Below are 19,645 nucleotides of genomic sequence, written 5' to 3' on the forward strand. Positions count from 1 at the left end.
CTCGAACCGGAGCCTAGGTTAGGCCCCTGAACGCCGCAACGATTTTAATAGATGCGGCTGGACGTGCTGGAGCCGCTGTCCTTGGGGGGAGGCGGCGATGACCCGCTCGCAGATGTCGGCCGCCCGCGTCCTGCACGCGGCCTCTGGCCTGATGTTCTACGCTCCCTTGGAAGAGATTCCCGAGGACGAGCGTGATGCGACGCAGCGGTGGTCCGGCTCCGCTCAGGCGGTCGCCAAGTCGATAAGGCGTGGGCGGCGCCATCCAGGATTGCCCGTTCGGTAAGGATCGGCGACGCAGAGATGAAATGTTGATGACGCCTGTCAGCTTGGTCTGATCGCTCCGTCTCTCTGTCGTCTGCGCCTTCGGCAGACCTCGGGGGATCACACCAATGAACATCAAATCGCGCTATCTGGCGGCGGCGGGAAGCCTGGCCCTGGTCGCGGCCTTCCCGCAATGGGCGGCCGCCCAATCGCAGTCGCAGTCGCAGTCACGGTCCGCCACGACCGAGGCGGAAGAGGTCGCACAGCCCAATCCCGCCGTCCTGGATGACGTCGTCGTCACCGGCTATCTGCAAGGTCTGCGTCGGTCGATCGACGAGAAACGCAAGAACGACATGATCTCGGACAGCGTCAGCGCCGACGACATGGGCAAGCTGCCGTCGTCGAACCTGACCGAAGCCGCATCGCGCATTCCCGGCGTCTCGGCCGTTCGCAACCACTTCACCGGCGAAGGCGACCGGGTCGTGATCCGGGGCATGGCGACCGAGTACAACGCCTATGCCGTCAACGGCGTCCGCATGGGCGGCACGGGGTCGCCGAACGACAACTTCTTCCGCGGGGTCCGGCTCAGCTTCCTGCCGACCTCGGGCGTGGACGCCATCACCGTCTATAAGAGTCTGCTCCCCTATATGGACGGCGACGCCATCGGCGGGACGATCGACATCAAGACGCCGACGGCCTTCGATTACGCCCCGACCTATGCGGCCGGTTCGATCGAGGGAACCCTGCTGCAACAGCGCGATGACCGAACCTCATGGGCGGCGGACGTCGCCTTGGGCAAGCAGTTTTCGGACCGGTTGGGTCTCTACGTCACCGGCAACTATTCCGAGCGCGGGTCTCAGTTCGAGCAGATCGGCAACTCCGGGGACAACATGCCCCGCACCTGGTACAGCACGACCCACAGTCTTGATTTCGATCCCAAAACCTTCGTCGCGCGGGGTCTGGAGATGTCCACCGGCGACACGGATGTGACCCGCTGGGGTTTCAACGGCTCGTTGGACTACCGCGGCGACAACCACAGCTTCCACCTGCGTGGTCAGTACAATGAATATGAGGAAACGCAGTTCAGGAACCGTCTGAACTTCCGCAACGAAGGCGGAGGCAAGGTCTCGGCCCGTCTGGAGCAGAAGGACCAGACGCGAGGCGACCTGGTTCAGCCCGCTGACGCCGTCGTCGGCTACGACCCCAAGCTGGGGGCGATCTACAACTACACCCCCGCCCAGATCGTGGACCGCGACAATGACGGGAAGATCACCGACGCCGACAAGGGCGCCGCCGGCTTCTACAGCCTGAACGGCGCCTCGGGCGTCTGGGACCCCAAGGGCTTCCGTCTGCGCCGCTATTGGGAAGGCGGCACGACCGAGGGCGTGCTGCAACTGATCAACCTGGGTGGCGAAAGCCGGTTCGGCGCCTTCACCCTGGACTATGACGCTTCCCACTCGGAGTCCGAGGACAACATCATCGACAGCTACGACATGTATTTCGGCCGCAACGCCTATCTGTGGAAAGGCAATGAGGGGGTCGAGATCGTCAGTCAGGATGATCCGCAGTATTTGAAGTGGGTGCTGAACCCCGCCGGCATGGCCGCCGTTCAGGATCTGAAGGAATACACCGCCTCCGGTCTGAGCGGCGAATACGGCGGCGCCAAGGAGATCTTGAATCAGGCCCAGTTCAACCTGCGCTACGAACCCGCCGGCTCCTGGCTGCAAGAGGTGCGGGTCGGCGCCAAATACTACAAGTCCGAGCGTGAACGCCGTAAGGGCACGCTGATCGACCTGGCGCCCAAGGGAACCATGGCCGACTATTCCGCCCTCTTCGGCGAACCGGTCACGGACATGTTCGACGGCCGCTATACCGGCCTCTACCAACTCGGCGCCGTCATCGACACGGGCAAGATGATGGCCGAGATCGATCGCGCCAAGGCAGGGAACTCCACCCTGCTGACCTTGAAAAACGAGGAGTCGCTCGATTACGACTCCACCTGGTTCTACGACGAACAGGTGGTGTCGGCCTATGTGATGGGTACGGCCCGTTTCGGCGCCGCCGAGATCATCGCCGGTGTTCGGATGGAGGACACCGACAACGAAATCCGCGCCTGGACGAAAGATCCGGTGCGGGGCGAAGACTACGCCCTGGACAACACCGGCTTCACCAACTGGCTGCCGTCGGTGCATCTGAACTATGATCTGACGTCCAACGCCAAGCTGCGCGCGGCGATCTGGACCAGCGTGTCGCGTCCGGACATCAACCGGATGACCTCGGTCAAGGAGTACAGCTACGACCGAGATCCCGACGGCGACGGCAAGGACAATCCGACCAAGGAGTGGGTCCTGACCGGCATCGTGCAGGGCAATCCCGGACTGAAGCCGATGACCTCGATCAACTATGATCTGTCGGCGGAGTATTACAACGGCCGGACAGGCGCCTATTCGCTGGCCCTGTTCTACAAGGACCTGGACAAGTTCCTGTTTCGCTCGTCGTCCTCGGTGATCCGCGACGGCACCTTGGGCGAGTTCGACGATCCATCCGGCATACCGGTCTCCATGCCGATGAACGGTCGCAAGGCCGAGATCCACGGCGTGGAGATCAACGCCCGTCAGCAACTGCAATGGCTGCCCGCGCCGTTCGACGGCCTGGGCGTGGCCCTGAACGCCACCATCCAGCGGTCGTCGGCCGAGACCGGCCTGTTCTGGCACCCGCAAGGCTACACCCTGCCGTTCATGGAGACCCCAGACCACATCGTGAACCTGGAAGTGTTCTGGGAACGCAACGGCTGGGAGGCCTATGTCGCCTATAACTATCAGGACAAGTCGCTCGAAGACATCGAGGACTTCGGCAACGACCCCTATGAGCAGGACTACCACTTTGTGGACCTGATGATGCGGCGTCAGATCACGCCGAACCTGACGGCGACCTTCAAGGTGCAGAACCTGATGGACAGCTATACCTACTACTACACCTTCGGCTCCGGGAAGGGCGGCGTTCGCGACTATATCGAGAACGGCCGCTATCTGAGCCTGAACCTGAACTGGCGTCTCTGACGGCGCCCGGCCGCTCGCGGAAGACACCGCGAGCGGCCTCTTCTTCTCCAACCGAGGTATTCCCATGCGCCTGTCCTTGCGTCTCGCCGCAGCCCTGTCTTGCAGCCTCCTGGCCTTCGCCGTCGTCCCGGTCGCCCAGGCTGAGAGCCTGCCCGAACGGGTCATTGTCAACCTGACCGAAACGCCGGCCACCAGCCTGGCCTTCAACTGGCGCGCCGAAGCCGGGGGCGGGGAGGGGTTTATCGAATATGCGCCCCTGACGCCCGGACCGGCCTATCCTCAGACTGCGGTGCGGATCGCGGCGAAACGCACCGCCGCCGCCTTCACGACCCGCGATCAGGAGCAGGTTTCCGCCGACTACTACAGCGTCCAGCTGACCGGCCTGACGCCGGACACCCAATATGTCTATCGCGTCGGCCGCGAGGGCGCTTGGTCGGCGTGGCGTCAGGTCAGAACCGCCGCCGCCGAGGCCCGCCCCTTCACCTTCCTCTATGTGGGCGACGTCCAGAACGACATCCGCTCGATGGGCGGCCTGGCCGTGCGTCGCGCCCTGCGTCAGACGCCGGACGCGGCCTTCATGCTGTTCGCCGGCGACCTGATCAATCGGGCTGACAATGACGGGGAATGGGGCCAGTGGTTCGACATGGACCCGCATCGGCTGGCGGAGACCCCGTCGCTGATGACGCCTGGCAATCATGAATATATGAAGCCCGAAGGCGCGGAGGCGCAGCAGCTGGCGCCCCAGTGGCGGCTTCAGTTCAACCTGCCGGACAACGGCCCCTCCGAATGGCTCAGCGAAACCGTCTATCGCGTCGATTATCAGGGGGTGCGCGTCATCTCGCTGGACGCCGACATGATGGATGAAGACCCTCAGTCGGCACGTGATCAACTGGCCTGGCTCGAGGGTCAGTTGACGGACAATCCGGCGCGCTGGACCGTCATCCTGATGCACTATCCGCTCTATTCGACGGCTAGGGGCCGAGACGGCGCCGAGTTGCGGGCGGTGCTTCAACCCGTGCTGGATCGCCATCACGTCGATCTGGTCCTGGCCGGTCACGACCACACCTATGGACGCGGGCGGCCGCACGATCAGGGCCCGGTCTATATGGTCTCCAACATCGGGCCCAAACAGTATCCGCTGGGCGACATCGACTGGCCAGTCCGCAAGGGCAGCGGGATTCAGGTGTTCCAGCAGATCGAGGCGACGCCGGATCGGCTGACGGTGCGGGCCTTCACTATGGACGGTCTGCTGTACGACGCCTTCCAGCTCGACAAGACCGGCCAGGGCGCGGCGCGCCTGACCGACCTTAAGCCTGCGACCCCGGAGCTGATCCTGCGACGGGAGGACCGGTGATGCGCCGGCGCGTCGGTCTGGTCGGGCTGATCGCGATCGCGGGGCTGGCGGCGGCGCCGGCCCTGGCCGATCCGGTCTGTGGAGAGACTGCGGCCATGTCGCGTCTTCAGACCGACCTGGCCCAGCCGCGCGGCGTCTTGCTGATCGCGGCTCACCGGGCGGGGCATCTGGATGCGCCGGAGAACTCTTTGGCCGCCGTCGATGAAGCGGTGCGCGAGGGCGCCGACATCGTCGAACTGGACGTCAAGGTCTCGGCCGACGGCGTGCCCTTTCTCATGCATGATCGGACGGTGACGCGGACCACCGGCGGCGTCGGCGAGGCGGAAAGCCTCACCCATGGCCAACTGCGGGATCTGCGATTGGCGAACAGCGCCGAACCGCCGCCGACCCTGGTTGAGGCTCTCCGCAGGACGTGCGGTCGGGTGCTGGTCGATCTGGATATGAAGACGGATCGCGTCGCGGCCGTGGTGGCGGTGGTGGAAGGACTGGGGATGACCGACCAGGTCGTCTTCTTTGACTCGGACGGAGAGGTGCTGCGGGCGGTGCGACGGCTCCTACCCCGCGCGCACGTCATGCCGCGCGTCAGCCGTCCAGACGGTCTAGGGGCCGCGCTCGTGGGACTTCCGGATGTGCCAATCGTGCATGGCGATCCCGACTCCCTGACCCCGGACCTTCGGCGCGGCGTGCGCGGCCTGCCGGCGCGGATCTGGGTCAACAGCCTGGGCGAGGTGGATCACGCCGTGGCGAGCGGCGCGCCGGATATCTGCGCTCGTCTGGAGGGGCTGCTGGGGCTGGACGCCAACGTCATCCAGACCGACCGACCGCGCGCACTGCGGCGCGCCGTGACCGACTGCGGGCTTTCGGCGCGTCCGTGATGGAGGTCCCGCCGTCATGGGGGGACTGGAGGCGCGACGCCCCGGATTCGTCCCGCGTGCGGTCAGGCGGCTTTGCCCGGTCCAGCACAGGCCCCACCCCCGATCCGGCCGGTCGACGGTTCAAGGCGGCGTCGGCGTCGGTGCGCGTGAGGACGCCCCGCCGGGGGCGGGGACTGATACTCGAGATCGTGCTGGGCGAGGACGCCTGGTTCTGTGTCAGCGACGAGGCGGGCCTTTATCCCACGCGCCGCCACAGGGTCAGCGCCGGCGCGCCCTTGCGCCTTCGCCTTCCGGTTCGGGCGGACGGCGGCTACGACCTGACCGTCTCGCGCCTGGGCGGCGACTTCAGGCGGCGATTTTCGGGGCGGCTGGCGTCGAAAGACCAGGTCAGAAGCTGCGGCTGATCGCCAAGGTCACCGTGGGCCCAGTACGGATGTATTCGCGCAGATCCTCCGATCCCGAACCGAAGGTGTACCAATAGGTATGACTGTTCAGCAGATTGCGGACCTGGATCGAAGCGAAGCCGTCTGCGCCCCACCGCCGTCGAAGACTGACGTCCACAAAGCTGTAGGGCTGTTCGTACGGGTCGTTGGCGAAACTATCCATGCCTTCCAGGAAGCCCGACTGGCGGTTCCAGCCGGCCGCCGCCTCCCATCCGCCGCCTTGCCAGAACAGTTCGACGCTCGCCAGGGTCTCGGGCGTCTCGGTGAAGGGGAGACGATCGCCGCGGCGCCAGCTGATGTTGGCGTCGGCGCGGCTGACCTGCCAGGTCAGATTGGCCGAGGCGCCCAGGCCGTCCAGCGGCGCGGGCGCCCAGTCCAGATTGTGACGGATCGCCAGTTCCATTCCGCTGATCCGCGCCTTGCGCCCGTTGGCGTAGGCCCGCACGGGCGCGCCATCCTCCTCCCCCCGCTCGATCAGCCCGCCGTCGCGAATCGAGCTGGTGGAGGCCCGATAGAGGAAGTTGCGGATATCCTTGTGAAACAGGGCGGCTGACCAGGCCGTTGATCGACCATAGCGTTCCAGCGACAGATCATAGCCGACCGCCTCCATGGGTTTCAGATCCGGATTGCCCTGGCGGATTTCCTGAAGGGTCCAGTCGGTCTTGGGATTGGTCTTGCCGTCGTGGTCGGGGTCCTGGTCATAGACATACTGCCGCGCCGTCGTCATTCGGGCGATGTCGGGCCGGGCGAAACTGGTCCAGACCGCAGCCCGCAACACCCTGTCGCCGTGAAAGGAGCGGCGTAGGTGCAGAGACGGCAGCACATTGGTGAAACTGTTGCGGCGATGGTCTCGGCCGTCGCCGCGAAGCGCGTCCAGGATGGGATAGCTGACGTCGGATCGGGTGTGTTCGATCCGGACGCCGCCCGTGATCTGGGTCTCATCCCATCGGGCGGCGGCCATGACATAGGCGGCGGCGTCCTGTTCCTTCAACCGAAAGCGTTCTGTGTCGGTCTGAGCCTTGAACTTGGGATCAATGGTGAAATAGGCGCTGTCCCCGCGATAGGCCCGGTCGATCTCGGCCGCCATCCGCCGATTGTCCAGGACGACGCCCAGGCGGTGGTCGCCGACATAGCGGCCGTCGAACAGGTCGGTGACCGGCGTACCGAACAAGCCGTCCAGGTCGGCCAGGGTTTCCGGTCCGATCAGGTCGGGCCGGGCGGCGCCCGAGTTGCGGCGGCTGGAGCGCATGTATCGCCCCCCGACTTGTATCGACTCCAGCCAGCCGCTGGGCGGCGTATAGGTCAGATCGAACTGCGCCTGGCCCAGGGTTTCGGACGTGCGCTCCCACTCCTCGCCCAGATGTCTGAAATCAAAGGCGGCGGGGTCCTGAACCGCAGCCATGCCTGCGGGGTTGAGCCCCCACAGGCGAAAGCGCGGGTCGCCCGGCTCGATCACCTGCATCCCGCGATTGCCCAGCCATTCGACCGCGTCCGTCCGGAACTCCAGAAGCGCGCCGTCGTCCAAATCATCCCTGGACCGCGACAGCGACAGGTCGTAGGCGATCCGCCAGGGACCGCCCCATCGCCGTCCGCCCAGGGTCAGGGAGGACAGGAGGCCGGATTCGCGGGTCGATTCCCAGAACCGTCTCAATCGGAACCCCATCGGATCCCACACGCCCGAAGCGCCGGCCAGGCTGTAAACGGAGCGGACCTTGCGGTCGGCGTCGGTGATCCGTCCGTCTCCGTCCACATCCTTCACGTCTGCGGTCGAATAGCCGTAGATGCGCCCCAGGCTGGGATCAGACCCAACCGCCATGGCGTCCGGCTGAGCCAGACCGGTTCTCCGGCTGTCCACCTGGACCAGCCGCTCGGTCCCCGCCAGGCCGTCGTTGCGGAAGTTCAAACGGTTTCGATACTCCTCGCCCTCATAGCGGTTGTACTGAAGCCGCAGGTGAAGGTCCTGGTGTGCGCCTCGCCAGTCCAGGCTTCCGTTCAGACCCAGGCGACGCACCTGGGTCTCGCCGACCGCCAACTCCATGCCCCTCATGACGAACCGGTCGAAATCCCAGCCGGTCGAATAGACGGTGTCGAACCAGACCGGCGGCAGGTCGTCGCTGTCGCCGCCGACCATCTCGAACTGCGAGCGGGCGTCGCTCCAGTTGGCGGCGACGAACAGACCCAGCCGATCGCCGAACCGATGCGAAACCGCCAGGGCCGCCTTGCCCGATTTCGGTCGGTCGAACCGGGTCAGCCAGCCGTGCTCGACCGACAGCCGCACATGGTCGTGGTCGGCGTCGAAGGCTGTGGGGGTCTGGATGTCGATCAGCCCGCCCAGGGCGTCGCCGTCCAGATCGGGCGTCAAGGTCTTGCGCACGATCAGGTTCTGGATTCCCTCGGGCGGCAAATAGCTGAGGCGGACGCCGCGATAGAATTTGTCCGCCCGCGACCCGGCTCCGCCCAGACGCACGCCGTTGATCCGATAGGCGTTCCATTCGGTGGACATGCCCCGAACCGTCAACCGGTCGCCCTCGCCGGTCTGATGGTTGCGGACGGCGTTGACGCCAGGCAGGCGCGCAAGACTTTCCGCCAGATTGTTGGTCGGCAGCAGGCCTTCATCATCGGCGCTGACCACATCGCTGACGCCGTCATAGGCGCGTTTGATCGCCAGGGCGTCGTCGATCGCGCCCTTGCGTCCCAGGACCACCACCTCTTCGAGCTCGGCCGCAGGCTGGGGCTGGGGCTGGGGCTGAGGTTGCGGCTGGGCGCGCTCGACGATCAGGGTCCGGCCCACGATCCGGCCCCGCAGATCGGGGTGGGCGGCCAGCAGCCGGTTCAGGGCGGTCCAGGCGGTGGTTCGGGCCTGTACCCCCGGCGTGCGGCGGCCCCCCACCAGATCGGCGTCCGCCAGCACCGCCAGACCCGATTGGCGCGACAGCGCCCGAAGAGCCTCGGCCATGGGGCCGCTGGATATCTGAAATCTATGGGCTGTTCGGTCAGGTGTGGACTGAAGGTCCCGAGCTTCAGCCTGTGCCGGCAGAAGTCCCGCCGCAAGCCACAGGCTCGTCGCCGCTACGGCGCTCCACAGCCTTGCACGGCCCGCCCCCATGCCTGGCTCACCGCTCGATCAGCAGACGGCCGGAGGCATCCCTGCGAAGGGTCAGGCCCTGCATGTCCGCGATGGTGGTCAGGACGTCCTGAGGCTCAGAGGCGGCGAACCGCCCGCTGATCCGGCGGCGGCTCAAGGCGGGATCGGCCAACTCGGCCTTCAGCCCCGGCGATCGGCGCTTCAACTCGATCAGCAGGTCGGCCAGGCTCATATTGTCCGCGTCGATCCATCCCTCGGTCCAGTCCGGCGTCGTCACATCGGCGTCCAGCCGCTGGATCGGCCCGGCGGCGCCGTCGCTCAGCAATCGGCGGCCGGCGTTCAGAACCTGGCGGCGCTCGGGATGGTTCAGTGGAACCACCTCGACCCGACCTTCCAGAACCGTGACCTCCACCGCCCCGCCGCTGCGTTCATCGACGTTGAAGCGCGTGCCCAGGGCCGTGATGCGGTGGGTCGCCGTAAGGACGGAAAACGGACGTTTGGCGTCCTTGGCCACTGAGAAGAAGCCTTCGCCGCTGAGCCAGACGTCGCGCCGCTCCGGTCCGAAGGCCGTGCGGACGCGGCTGTCGCCGTTGAGCTGGATCAGGGAGCCGTCCTCGAGCGCCGCCTGAAGACTTTGCCCCGCCACGCCCTCCAGCCTTTGTTCGACGACGACGGGCGCGGACGGCCACATCAGCACGGCCAGCGCCGCGCAGGCCGCCGCCGCTAAGCCGCCAACCCAAAGCCGTGAAGACCAGCGGTGGAACAACCGAGGCGCAGGATGGAGGCCGACGCGCCCAGAACGTCCGGCTTCGGCCGCCAATCTCGCACTGACCGCGGCAAGGGCGGGATCGGTCAGTAGGCGCTCCTGGGCGTCCAACAGGCGCGCGCGGTCCGGGGCCTCCGCAAGCCAGGCGCGCAGCGCCTGGTCAGCCGCTGCGTCCATCTCGCCGCAGCGGCGCCGGTCCGCCCACAGGGCGGCCTGTTCTTCCGGGGTGGGCGCAGACGGCCTCATCGGGTGCGCTCCATGTCCACCGCGCGGCGGACCTCGACGGCCGCGCGGCTGAAGTGTTTCTGGGCCGCCTCGACTGAAATGTTCAGCCGTGTGGCGATCTCAGCGTAGCTGAGATCAGCTGACTGTCTCAGCACGAAGACTTCGCGCCTCAGCCGCGGCATGCGCTGAAGCGCACGGGTGAAAAGGTCCGCTCTCTGCTTCATGTCGAGAACCTCGAATGGAGAGGGGGCGTCCGACGCCGCCGCCTCGTCGATCGCCTCTCCGGCCGAGGGAGAGGCGAGGCGCCTGCGATCGCTCAGCAGATTCAGGGCCACCCGGAAGGCGTAGGCCACCGGATCCTTCAGCGGCGCAGCCTGAGATCGCGCCAGGACGCGGGCGTAGGCCTCCTGACTGATGTCGTCGGCGTCCGCATCATTGTGGACGCGGCTGCGGACGAAGGCGCGCAGACGCACGGCGTTTTTGGCCAGCAGTCGTCCCGCACCCAGATCCTGAACCGACATCCCACCTCCGCGGGCCCACCCGTTGGGCCGCGCTTTTACGGCTCAACGATGACGTTCCGAAAACAGTCCGGCGAATAATCGCGGCGACGCCCTTCGCCGGCCAAGACGGTCAGGTGGTCATTGACCAGAAGGGCCGACGACGGGGGTGACGTCTCTGGACGCATCGCCCGAATTGCCGCGATCGCCGCTCTTGCCGAGTCGCGTCGCTTGCTGCCAACCTGCCGGAAAAACGGGGAAATGCCAGCGTGCGCCAGTTGAAGAAGATCCTGATCGTCGGGGGCGGTTCGGCCGGCTGGATGGCGGCGGCCTTGTTCTCCCGACTGTTTCGGGGGCTTTACGACATCACCCTGATCGAATCGGAAGCGATCGGCACGGTCGGCGTGGGCGAAGCGACCATTCCGGCCATCAAGACCTTCAACGCGCTGATCGGTCTGGACGAGGTCGACTTCATGCGGCGGACCCAGGCCAGTTTCAAACTGGGCATCCAGTTCATCGACTGGGACCGGATCGGCTCCAGCTACATCCACGGCTTCGGCGTCATCGGGCGCGATCTGGAATGGCTGCGCTGCCACCAGTACTGGCTGAAGATGCGCGCTGCGGGTCGCGCGTCGGACTTCGCCGCCTATTCGATCAATACGGCGGCGGCCTTGCAGAACCGTTTCATGCGGGCCGATCCCCAGAGAAATGGTTCGCCGCTGGGCCATATCGCCCATGCCTTCCATTTTGACGCCGGTCTTTACGCCAAATATCTGCGCGGCCTGTCGGAGGCGGCGGGGGTGCGACGGCGCGAGGGCAAGATCGCCTCGGTTCAGTTGCGGCCCGACGACGGCTTCGTCCAGTCAGTGACGATGGAGGACGGGGCGGTGGAGGCGGCCGATCTCTTCATCGACTGCTCGGGCTTTCGCGGCCTGATCATCGAAGAGGCGATGAAGACCGGCTATGAGGACTGGACCCATTGGCTGCCCTGCGACAGGGCCTTGGCCGTGCCCTGCGCCCGCACCGAACCCTTCACCCCCTACACGCGCGCCACCGCCCGGCCGGCCGGATGGCAGTGGCGCATTCCGTTGCAGCACCGCACCGGCAACGGCCACGTCTATTCCAGCCGCTATATGGACGAGGCGGAGGCCGAACGGATTCTGCTGTCCAATCTGGATGGGGATCAGCTGGCCGAACCCAATCGCATCCGTTTCGTCGCGGGCAAGCGACGCCAGGTCTGGAACAAGAACTGCGTCGCGGCCGGTCTGGCCTCCGGTTTTCTGGAGCCTTTGGAATCCACCAGCCTGCATCTGATCCAGTCGGTCCTGACCCGTCTGGTGCGACTGATGCCGGACGGCGGTTTCGACCCGACCACCATCGCCGAGTTCAATCGTCAGATGGACTTTGAATATGAGCGGATCCGCGACTTCGTCATCCTGCATTACAAGGCGACCTATCGGGACGACACGCCCTTCTGGCGGGATTGCCGCGACATGGCCGTTCCCGACACCCTCCAGCGCAAGATGGACCTGTTCCGCGCCAACGGCCGGGTCTTCCGCGAGGACGACGAGCTGTTCACCGAGGAAAGCTGGATCCAGGTCTTCCTGGGCCAGGGTGTGATCCCCGCCGGCTATGATCCGCTGGTCGACGTCACGCCCGAAGCGGAGATCGAGCGGTTCCTGAACGATGTGGAGACGGTGATCGGCAAATGCGTGGCGGTCATGCCGTCCCACGCCGACTATGTGGCCCGGGTCTGTTCCGCGGTCGCCGCCTGACTCGTCCGGCGGATTGCAGGCCTTAGAACCGTCCAGGCCAGGACGGCAGCGATGGCGGCCAGGGCGCCGTTCATGGCCCAGGCGGCGGAGTCTTCGTAATGGGCGCCGTGGCGAACCAGGTGTGTCAGCACGACCAGCCCCAGGGCGACGGCGGAGACGAGCCGCAGGATGCGCGACAAGCGCGCCGGTTCGACCCAGACTGACAGTCCCAGGGTCGTCCCCGTCACCAGACCCCAGACCAGCAGGGGCGTCGAGGCGGCGGTGGAGGACAAGCCCAGGACAATAAGGGCCGAGGCGGCGAAGGCGAGGGGTTGGCTCCAGACGGCGCCGATCCAGATCCGTTCCCATCGCGGGGCGGGGCGGCCCTTGTCGCGTCGCCGCGCCAGCCAGATGGCGACGCCGCTGGCCGTCACCGCCGTCAAGGCCAGACCCAGCAGTCCATAGGCGATCTTGACGACGATGCCGCCGAACCAGCCGAAATGCAGCGGCCCCAGGGAGGCCAGGATCTTTTGCCCCAGGTTCGGCTCAGCCGTGCGGCTGATGTCGAGCAGGCGACCCCGTCCGTCGAAATAGAGGTTGGAGCCCGCCATCACCCGATTGGGTTTGGCGACATTGACCACGACCGTCTGTCCCTGTTCGGCAGGATGTTCGATGCTGATGAAGGTCGGCCGCGCATCGGGCGCCAGCCGCTGGGCCGCCTCGACGGCGGCGGCCAGATCGGGCGGGGCGACGGCCGGGCGCGGATCGTCGGGAATGACCGGAACGAACAGGGCGTAGGCCTTGGAGGTGTCGCCCTGGAACATGGCCAGGGCCAGAATTCCGACGATGAGGGTGCTGAGGCCCAACAGGGCGCCCGTCAGCGAGACGATGACGTGAAAGGGCAGGGCCCACACACCCGCCCGATTGTGCAGATCGGCTTCCTGCAGCCGCTTGGCGCCGCCCCAGCGTAGATGAAAGGCGTCCTTGAACACGCGCGGATGGGCCAGGACGCCAGAGATCAGCGAGGACAGAAGGGCGACCCCCGTCAGGCCTACGACGAAGCCACCCCAGGCGCGGGGCAGATGCAGGGCGGTGTGCAGCAGGACCATGAACTCAGTCCAGACGGCCTCGCCTTCATCCCCCAGTCGCCCGGCCGCATCCGCGGCGTAGGTATGCTCCACGCCGTCGGCGTCCGTGCTCACCGTCAAGCGAGGCAGGTCCGGGGTGGGGGGCAGGATGCGGACATGCTCCACCGTCGTCGAGGAACGAGCGATGGCCTGTTCCATGGCGGTCTGCAGGGCGGCCGGCGTCACTGCGGCGATGGGCGTCGCATTCGGCTGTTCCCAACGCTGGAACTCCCGCGCGAAGACGGCGACCGATCCTGAGAAACAGACCAGATAGATCAAGGCTGCGAAGGCCAGGCCGAGGGCGGAGTGGCCTGCCAGGACGGACCGGACGAATCCAGCCGGGACCTTGGGCCAGATGGGCTTGCCGGCCTTCTTTGGATCGAGGCGGTTGTCCTTCATCGTCAGAACCCCTTGAGCATGGCGGCGGCGAAGGTCGCCAGGCTGACGCCGACCAGGACGGCGGTGGCGCGCAGGATCTTGTCGTCGGCCAGGGTCCAGGCCATGGCGGCGCCCCACAGCAGGGGCGCCAGCAGCCCGCCCAGCACCAGCCGGGTCTCGGCCGCGCCCGGACAGAAGGCGACGAAGGCGATGGCGGTGCCCATGGCGGCGATCATGCCGATCGGTCCGGCCAGAAGAGCCCGAAGCCAGCCGCGCCAGGCCTTGGCGCCTCGGTTGGACGGTTCGGGCGCCAGGCTGCGTTCGGCCCGTCCGCGCGCGGTGCGCCGCTCCATGCCCCAGGCCACCACCAGAAGGACGCAGACCGAGATCAGCGTCACGGCGATGAAGGGACCGCGCGCCGGCCCCAGCCAGAAGGCGGATGCGAAGGTAAGTGTCGCCAGCAGCGCCCAGCCGCCGACGATCCAAAACGGGCGGCGCGCCGAGCGATCCCCCCAGGCGCGGCGCAGCAGCCGCGCCCCGCCGACCCCGCCGGCGATCAGGGGGATCGACGCGAGGAGGGTGGTCGCCTCGGGGCTCACCAGCGCGCCTGAAGCATCAGGCCGACGACCCGCGGATCACCCAGAACGGCCTGGTTCGTCTGGGCGCGGTCGTAGCTCATATAGTGTTCGTCGAAGAGGTTTTTGGCGTAGACATAGGCGCCCCAGGGGCCGGTCTCATAGCCGATCTTTCCATTGACCAGGGTGCGGCCGCTGACGCGGCTGTCGCCCTGGCTGAATCCGGTGCTGGTGAACACCTCGGATCGATAGTTGGCGTTCAGATTGGCGACGAAGCCGTCGCCCCAGCGGTAGTTGCCGCCCAGGGCCAGGGTCCAACGGGGGGCGAACGAAAACTCCGAGCCGGTCAGATCGCTGGTCTGGCCGTTCACCGTGGTCGTGAACTCGTCGAACTGGGTGCGGGTGTAACCGGCGGAGGCGTACCAGTCGAAGGTGGACGAAAGCCGGTGCGCCGTCTCGATCTCGAAGCCGTACAGATGCGACCGACCGGCGTTGACCGTGTGGCTGTCGTACAGGTTGATGCCGAAGTTCACATAGACCTGCTGGTCGGTCCAATCGACATAGTAGGCGTTGGCGTTGACGGTCAGGGCGCCGTCCAGCCAGGCGGAGCGCAGGGACGCCTCATAATTCCAAGTGTATTCGGGATCATAGGCGAACAGCTGGGATCGGGCCGTATTGCTGCTGGATCCGCCGGAACGATAGCCGCGCTGGACGACGAAACCTGCGGTCACGTCCGGCGTCAGGTCGTAGAGTACGCCCAGCTTGGGCAGAAAGGCCTCGAACTCTCGCGTGGCGGGGGGCGTGGCCGATCCCGCTTGGGCCACCATGGCGGCCACCCCGGCATTGATTCCGGTCACAGCCAGATACAGGGGCGAACCCGCCGCGCCGAAGGCCGCCGGATCGGGATAGACGCCGGCGAACCGGGCTGATTGCGTGACCTGGGTGGTGTTTTCCTCATGATCCCAGCGGAAGCCGCCCACGATCGACAGGCGGTCGGTCAGGTTCCACTCGCCGTCGCCGAACAGGGCGTAGGTCGTGACCTGGGCCGGAAAATCGCCCGTATAGTCCACGGGAATGACGGGCAGGACGGCGGCGTATTGGGCGGCGATGGCGGCTGCGGCGGAGGTCGGGAAGCCGCCGGCGCTCAGGAGGCCCGCAATGGTGTTGACCGGCGTCGGCACGTCGGTGCGGCTGGCCGAAATGCGCCTCTGATCGCGATCATAATAGAAGGCGCCGATCAGGCCGTGCAGACGGTCGCCTTGATAGTTGAAGCGCAACTCCTGGGTCAGGGTCTCGAAGTCGTCGCCGTTCTTGCCGTAGCTGACGGCCTGGGCCGTCCCGTCGCCGTCGTACTGAACACGCTGGGCCACATCGCTCCAGGAGGTCACGGCCGAGATCGACAGTCGGTCGGACAGCCTTTGGGTTAGCTCAAGGGTCGCCAGATCGGCCTCGACATGGCTCAGGTTGGCCGTGTCCGAGAAAGCCTGCCGGTTCTCGTAGAAGTCCGGCGCATTGGTGTTGGTGTAGACGAACAGGTAGCCGCCGTCGCTTTCGAACCGGGTGTAGCCCAGGCGCGCCTCGAACCCCGGCAGAGCCTTGGGCGTCCAAAGCAGCCGCCCCCGCACCGTCAGACTGTCGACCGGGTCTTCAGGCTGGTCCAGGGTCACATTGTGCGTGAAGCCGTCGCCGTCCCGCTTTTCAGCCGACAGGCGGAACGCCAGCTCGTCCGCGATAAGAGGCCCGCCTCCGGCGACCGCCAATGTGGTTTCGTCAGGCGAGGCGATGGTGGCGCGGGTGCGAAAGTCCCAGTCGAAGGTCGGGTCCACGGTCCGCATCACCACGGCGCCGGCCAGGGCGTTCAGACCTTGCAGCGTCGATTGCGGTCCGCGGAAGACCTCCACCTGACGCATGTCCCAGACGTCGGTCGGACCGTTGAACGTGATGGCGGCGGGCAGGGGCGCGCCATCGACATAGATGGTCGCCAGGGAAGAGTCGCCGCCGCCCGACACGCCGTTGTTGTTGATGCCCCGAATAGTGAAGCCGTTGTGGCCGTAGGTCTCGGACATGTTGGCGGTGCGCTGGAAGATTTCGGCCAGCGACTGGATGGCTTCTTGGTTGATCCGGCGCGCGGTGACGACGCCGACGCTGGTCGGGGTGTCCTGCAACGAGCGATCCGTCTTTTCGCCGGTGACGACGATCTCATCCAGCGTCGTCGTCTGATCGACCGTTTGCGCCCTGGCCCCAAGCGGGCTCAGAGCCAGAACGGCGATGGCCGTAGAGGCCAGAAGGTGAAGTCGCGACATGGCATCCCCCGCTCGCTGAGTTCGTGCGGAGCGCCGTAAAAGGGCCAGTAATGCGAGTCAATCGCATTCTCAAAATAATCTGAGCCGTTCCGATGTTTCGGCGGATCGGCTCTCAGTCGGCGGTGAGGATGGCCTTAACCCGCCGGGCCAGTTCGTCCATGGCGAAGGGCTTGGTCAGTATGTGCATTCCCGGGTCGAGGTGGCCGTGGCTGAGGACGGCGTTCTCGGCATAGCCGGTGACGAACAACACCTTCAGATCGGGCCGGACCGCGCGCGCAGCGTCGGCCACTTGGCGGCCGTTCATCCCGCCAGGCAAGCCGACGTCGGTGATCAGGAGATCGATGGGGCGGTCGGTGTTCAGCGTCGCGAGGCCGGCCTTTCCGTCCTCGGCCTCCATGGTCGCGTAACCCAACTGACCCAGGACTTCCGAGGCCAGCATCCGCACCGTCGGTTCGTCGTCCACGATCAGGATCGTCTGGCCCGCCGTCGCCTGGGGCGTGTCGGCGGCGCTCGGCGTCGGCTCGGGCGCTTCGGCCGCGCCCAGGTGGCGGGGCAGGTACAGGCAGACCATCGTCCCTTGGCCCGGTTCCGAATAGATTCGGACCTGTCCGCCTGACTGGCGGGCGAATCCATAGATCATCGACAGGCCCAGCCCCGTGCCCTGGCCGATCGGCTTGGTGGTGAAGAAGGGTTCGAAGGCCTTGGCCACGACGTCCGGCGTCATGCCTTCGCCCGTGTCGGACACGCACAGCGACACATATTGGCCCGGCGGCAGTTCGCATTCCGCCGCCACCCGCTCATCCAGCCAGCGATTGCCGCTTTCGATGGTCAGTTTGCCGCCCTCGGGCATGGCGTCTCGGGCGTTGATGCACAGGTTCAGCAAGGCGTTTTCCAACTGACCCGGATCCACCAGCACGGGCCACAGACCGCCCCCGTGCACGGCTTCGACGGTGATGCCCGGCCCCATGGTGCGCTGGATCAGCTCCTCCATCCCCCTCGCCAGCCGGGCCAGATCGGTGGGGCGAGGGGCCAGGGTCTGGCGACGCGAGAAGGCCAGCAGGCGGTGAGTCAGGGACGAGGCGCGGCGCGCGGCGCCCTGGGCGGCGGTGATGAAGCGATCCGCCTCATTGATCCGCCCTTCGGCCAGCCGCTTGGCCAACAGATCCAGGCTTCCGGTTATGCCCGTCAGCAGATTGTTGAAGTCATGGGCGATGCCGCCGGTGAGCTGTCCGACCGCCTCCATCTTCTGGGATTGGCGCAGAGCCTCCTCGCTCTTCATCAAGGCGGCGGTCCGCTCTTCGACTTGACGTTCCAGAGAAGCCGCCAGGTCCGCGAGGTTGCGCTCGACCCGTCGGCGTTCCGTCGCGGCGCGAGTCCGCTCGGCCACGTCGCGGATGAAGGCCATTTCGTCTTCAGGCCATGCACGGGTCGTGGCGTGGTTCAGATAGAGCAGGGCCACCAGACCGCCCTGTTCGGTCAAGGGCATGTTGACGAAGGCGCGCGCACTGATGGCCTCCAGCGCCTGGGCCGTCTGGGACGTGCGGGGGTCCAGCCGCGCGTCGGCGATCACGGCGGTCTCGCCGCGCTTCAGCTCCTCGATGTAGGAGCCGTAGTCGCGGAAGTGCAGCACGCCGGCCAGCGTCTTTATTCCAGGCGCGTTCCAGTCGCGGTCGATGGTGATCGTCTCGGCCTGTCGATCGACCAGGCCGTAACCGGCGCGGCTGACCTCCAGGGTGCGGCCCAGAACCTGGGCCGCTGCGTAGGAGATGTCGGCGGGGTCGTCCAGATCGCGCAGGGCGTCCGACAGCTCCACCAGGGCGGTCCGCATCTTCTGGGACCGCACTTCGCGGGTGATGTCCTGGGTCACGCCCGCGATACGAAGCGGCGCGCCGTCCGCATCGCTGATCAGCACGCCGCGCGCCTTCATCCAGCGGGTTTCGCCCTGGGGCGTGACGATGCGGTGGGTGATGTCGTAGTCCGCGCCGTCGTTAATCGTGGCGTCGCTCTGGGCGCGAACGGCGTCGCGATCCTCAGGGTGGATCAGCGACTGACGATCCTCATAGGTCATCGGCCGATCGCTCGGCCATCCCAGCAGGGCCTTGTAGGCCTCCGAGGCCGCCAAGGATCGGCTGGCGACATCCACGCTCCAGGCGCCCAGCCCGCCGGCGGCCATCGCCAGCTCAAGTTCGCGCTCGCGTTCCTGCGCAAGGGTCAGGCGGTTCGTCAGCTCCGCCGACAGGGCGGCGTTGCGGGATTTCAGCCCCTCGACCTTTTCCCGGTCGCGTGTGACGTCCAACTGACTGGCGAAGAAATAGGCCAGGTCGCCGTAGCCGTCATAGACCGGCGCAAGCAACAGGCGGTTCCAGAAGGCGGACCCGTCCTTGCGATAGTTGCGGATGTCGATCTCGATCGGCGCGGCGTCTTTCACAGCCCTGTGGATGCGCTTGACCGTCTCCGGCTCAGTCTCCGGCCCTTGCAGGAACCGGCAGTTTCGACCGAGAATTTCGGACCGCTCATAGCCGGTCAACCGGCAGAAGGCGTCGTTGGCGAAGACGACCGGATTATCCGGCAGACGAGGGTTGGTCACGATCATCGGCATGCGGGTCGCCCGCACGGCGGCGACGAAGGGATCGGTCCCGCGGTCGATTCCAGCGACCTCATCGGCGATTCGCTCGGCGTCCAGGGCCTCCACCTGACCGTCGTTGGCGTTCCGCCTGTCCTTGTCCAAATCTCGCATCCTCAAGTGATCCGCCGAAGGGCGACGCTTAGAACACCCCCGAGGGCAGTTCGGTTCTAAACAGATTCACAGGTTTAGGTTTGATCCTTTCCCCTCGCGTCGCGCGGAAAGGATCGAAAGCGGCCGGCCGCCGTGGACGCGCCTCAATGCTGGACGAACGGGGCTGGGGTTTCTATGATCGCGCCCGACCGTCGGGGTTTCGCCCG

General features: G+C 66.4%; 13 protein-coding genes. 6 read left to right on the forward strand and 7 right to left on the reverse strand.

The features are described 5' to 3' along the window. Nucleotides 1-97: 97 nt before the first annotated feature. The 5 genes from JL11_RS08855 (at nucleotide 98) to JL11_RS17705 (ending at nucleotide 5,953) form a co-directional block, all read left to right on the forward strand. Nucleotides 98-283, forward strand: coding sequence for a hypothetical protein (locus JL11_RS08855; protein ID WP_054765350.1), 186 nt, complete (start codon nucleotides 98-100; stop codon nucleotides 281-283). A gap of 106 nt (nucleotides 284-389) precedes the next feature. Further along, nucleotides 390-3,320 carry a TonB-dependent receptor gene (locus tag JL11_RS08860; protein WP_054765351.1) on the forward strand — a complete coding sequence of 977 codons (2,931 nt, stop codon included), beginning with the start codon at nucleotides 390-392 and terminating at the stop codon, nucleotides 3,318-3,320. 64 nt (nucleotides 3,321-3,384) lie between these two features. After that, complete coding sequence (locus tag JL11_RS08865) at nucleotides 3,385-4,674, forward strand: purple acid phosphatase family protein (RefSeq protein WP_054765352.1); 1,290 nt, start codon at nucleotides 3,385-3,387, stop codon at nucleotides 4,672-4,674. Next, a complete protein-coding gene (locus JL11_RS08870; protein ID WP_054765353.1) occupies nucleotides 4,674-5,549 on the forward strand; it encodes a glycerophosphodiester phosphodiesterase family protein in 876 nt (291 codons plus the stop codon). Before JL11_RS08865 ends, JL11_RS08870 begins: the two co-directional genes overlap by 1 nt. 146 nt (nucleotides 5,550-5,695) lie before the next feature. Next, on the forward strand, nucleotides 5,696-5,953 hold the full coding sequence (locus tag JL11_RS17705) for a phospholipase domain-containing protein (RefSeq protein ID WP_183215984.1): 258 nt from the start codon (nucleotides 5,696-5,698) through the stop codon (nucleotides 5,951-5,953). On the opposite strand, the gene JL11_RS08880 is transcribed toward JL11_RS17705, so the two are convergent. The 3 genes from JL11_RS08880 to JL11_RS08890 all read right to left on the reverse strand — a co-directional run bounded on the left by JL11_RS08880 (nucleotide 5,937) and on the right by JL11_RS08890 (nucleotide 10,589). Then, complete coding sequence (locus tag JL11_RS08880) at nucleotides 5,937-8,948, reverse strand: TonB-dependent receptor (RefSeq protein ID WP_054765355.1); 3,012 nt, start codon at nucleotides 8,946-8,948, stop codon at nucleotides 5,937-5,939. The two genes, JL11_RS17705 and JL11_RS08880, sit on opposite strands and share 17 nt — an antisense overlap. 157 nt (nucleotides 8,949-9,105) lie before the next feature. Further along, complete coding sequence (locus tag JL11_RS08885) at nucleotides 9,106-10,089, reverse strand: FecR family protein (protein WP_054765356.1); 984 nt, start codon at nucleotides 10,087-10,089, stop codon at nucleotides 9,106-9,108. Continuing rightward, complete coding sequence (locus JL11_RS08890) at nucleotides 10,086-10,589, reverse strand: sigma-70 family RNA polymerase sigma factor (protein WP_054765357.1); 504 nt, start codon at nucleotides 10,587-10,589, stop codon at nucleotides 10,086-10,088. The genes JL11_RS08885 and JL11_RS08890 overlap by 4 nt, the downstream gene beginning before the upstream one ends. 245 nt (nucleotides 10,590-10,834) lie before the next feature. Here JL11_RS08890 and JL11_RS08895 point away from each other — a divergent pair, with 245 nt between their 5' ends. Continuing rightward, nucleotides 10,835-12,340, forward strand: a complete 1,506-nt coding sequence (locus JL11_RS08895; RefSeq protein WP_054765358.1) for a tryptophan halogenase family protein — start codon at nucleotides 10,835-10,837, stop codon at nucleotides 12,338-12,340. Here JL11_RS08895 and JL11_RS08900 read toward each other — a convergent pair. From JL11_RS08900 to JL11_RS08915, 4 genes are all read right to left on the reverse strand, one after another. Beyond that, complete coding sequence (locus JL11_RS08900) at nucleotides 12,304-13,845, reverse strand: PepSY-associated TM helix domain-containing protein (protein ID WP_082382661.1); 1,542 nt, start codon at nucleotides 13,843-13,845, stop codon at nucleotides 12,304-12,306. The two genes, JL11_RS08895 and JL11_RS08900, sit on opposite strands and share 37 nt — an antisense overlap. Nucleotides 13,846-13,847: 2 nt before the next feature. Beyond that, a complete protein-coding gene (locus JL11_RS08905; protein ID WP_231681245.1) occupies nucleotides 13,848-14,423 on the reverse strand; it encodes a DUF2207 domain-containing protein in 576 nt (191 codons plus the stop codon). Continuing rightward, nucleotides 14,420-16,702: a TonB-dependent receptor gene (locus tag JL11_RS08910; protein ID WP_054765359.1), complete on the reverse strand. Its 2,283-nt coding sequence runs from the start codon at nucleotides 16,700-16,702 to the stop codon at nucleotides 14,420-14,422. Before JL11_RS08910 ends, JL11_RS08905 begins: the two co-directional genes overlap by 4 nt. Nucleotides 16,703-16,814: 112 nt before the next feature. Beyond that, nucleotides 16,815-19,430, reverse strand: a complete 2,616-nt coding sequence (locus JL11_RS08915; RefSeq protein WP_231681246.1) for a PAS domain-containing protein — start codon at nucleotides 19,428-19,430, stop codon at nucleotides 16,815-16,817. Nucleotides 19,431-19,645: the final 215 nt, after the last annotated feature.

Origin of the sequence: Brevundimonas sp. DS20 (assembly GCF_001310255.1) — a bacterium.
GTDB classification, from domain to species: Bacteria; Pseudomonadota; Alphaproteobacteria; order Caulobacterales; family Caulobacteraceae; genus Brevundimonas; species Brevundimonas aurantiaca.

Bases quoted from the DNA above. Each gene is read 5' to 3' on its own strand.
- JL11_RS08855 (WP_054765350.1), top strand. From the start codon at position 98: ATGACCCGCTCGCAGATGTCGGCCGCCCGCGTCCTGCACGCGGCCTCT.
- JL11_RS08860 (WP_054765351.1), top strand. From the start codon at position 390: ATGAACATCAAATCGCGCTATCTGGCGGCGGCGGGAAGCCTGGCCCTG.
- JL11_RS08865 (WP_054765352.1), top strand. From the start codon at position 3,385: ATGCGCCTGTCCTTGCGTCTCGCCGCAGCCCTGTCTTGCAGCCTCCTG.
- JL11_RS08870 (WP_054765353.1), top strand. From the start codon at position 4,674: ATGCGCCGGCGCGTCGGTCTGGTCGGGCTGATCGCGATCGCGGGGCTG.
- JL11_RS08880 (WP_054765355.1), bottom strand. From the start codon at position 8,948: ATGGCCGAGGCTCTTCGGGCGCTGTCGCGCCAATCGGGTCTGGCGGTG.
- JL11_RS08885 (WP_054765356.1), bottom strand. From the start codon at position 10,089: ATGAGGCCGTCTGCGCCCACCCCGGAAGAACAGGCCGCCCTGTGGGCG.
- JL11_RS08890 (WP_054765357.1), bottom strand. From the start codon at position 10,589: ATGTCGGTTCAGGATCTGGGTGCGGGACGACTGCTGGCCAAAAACGCC.
- JL11_RS08900 (WP_082382661.1), bottom strand. From the start codon at position 13,845: ATGAAGGACAACCGCCTCGATCCAAAGAAGGCCGGCAAGCCCATCTGG.
- JL11_RS08910 (WP_054765359.1), bottom strand. From the start codon at position 16,702: ATGTCGCGACTTCACCTTCTGGCCTCTACGGCCATCGCCGTTCTGGCT.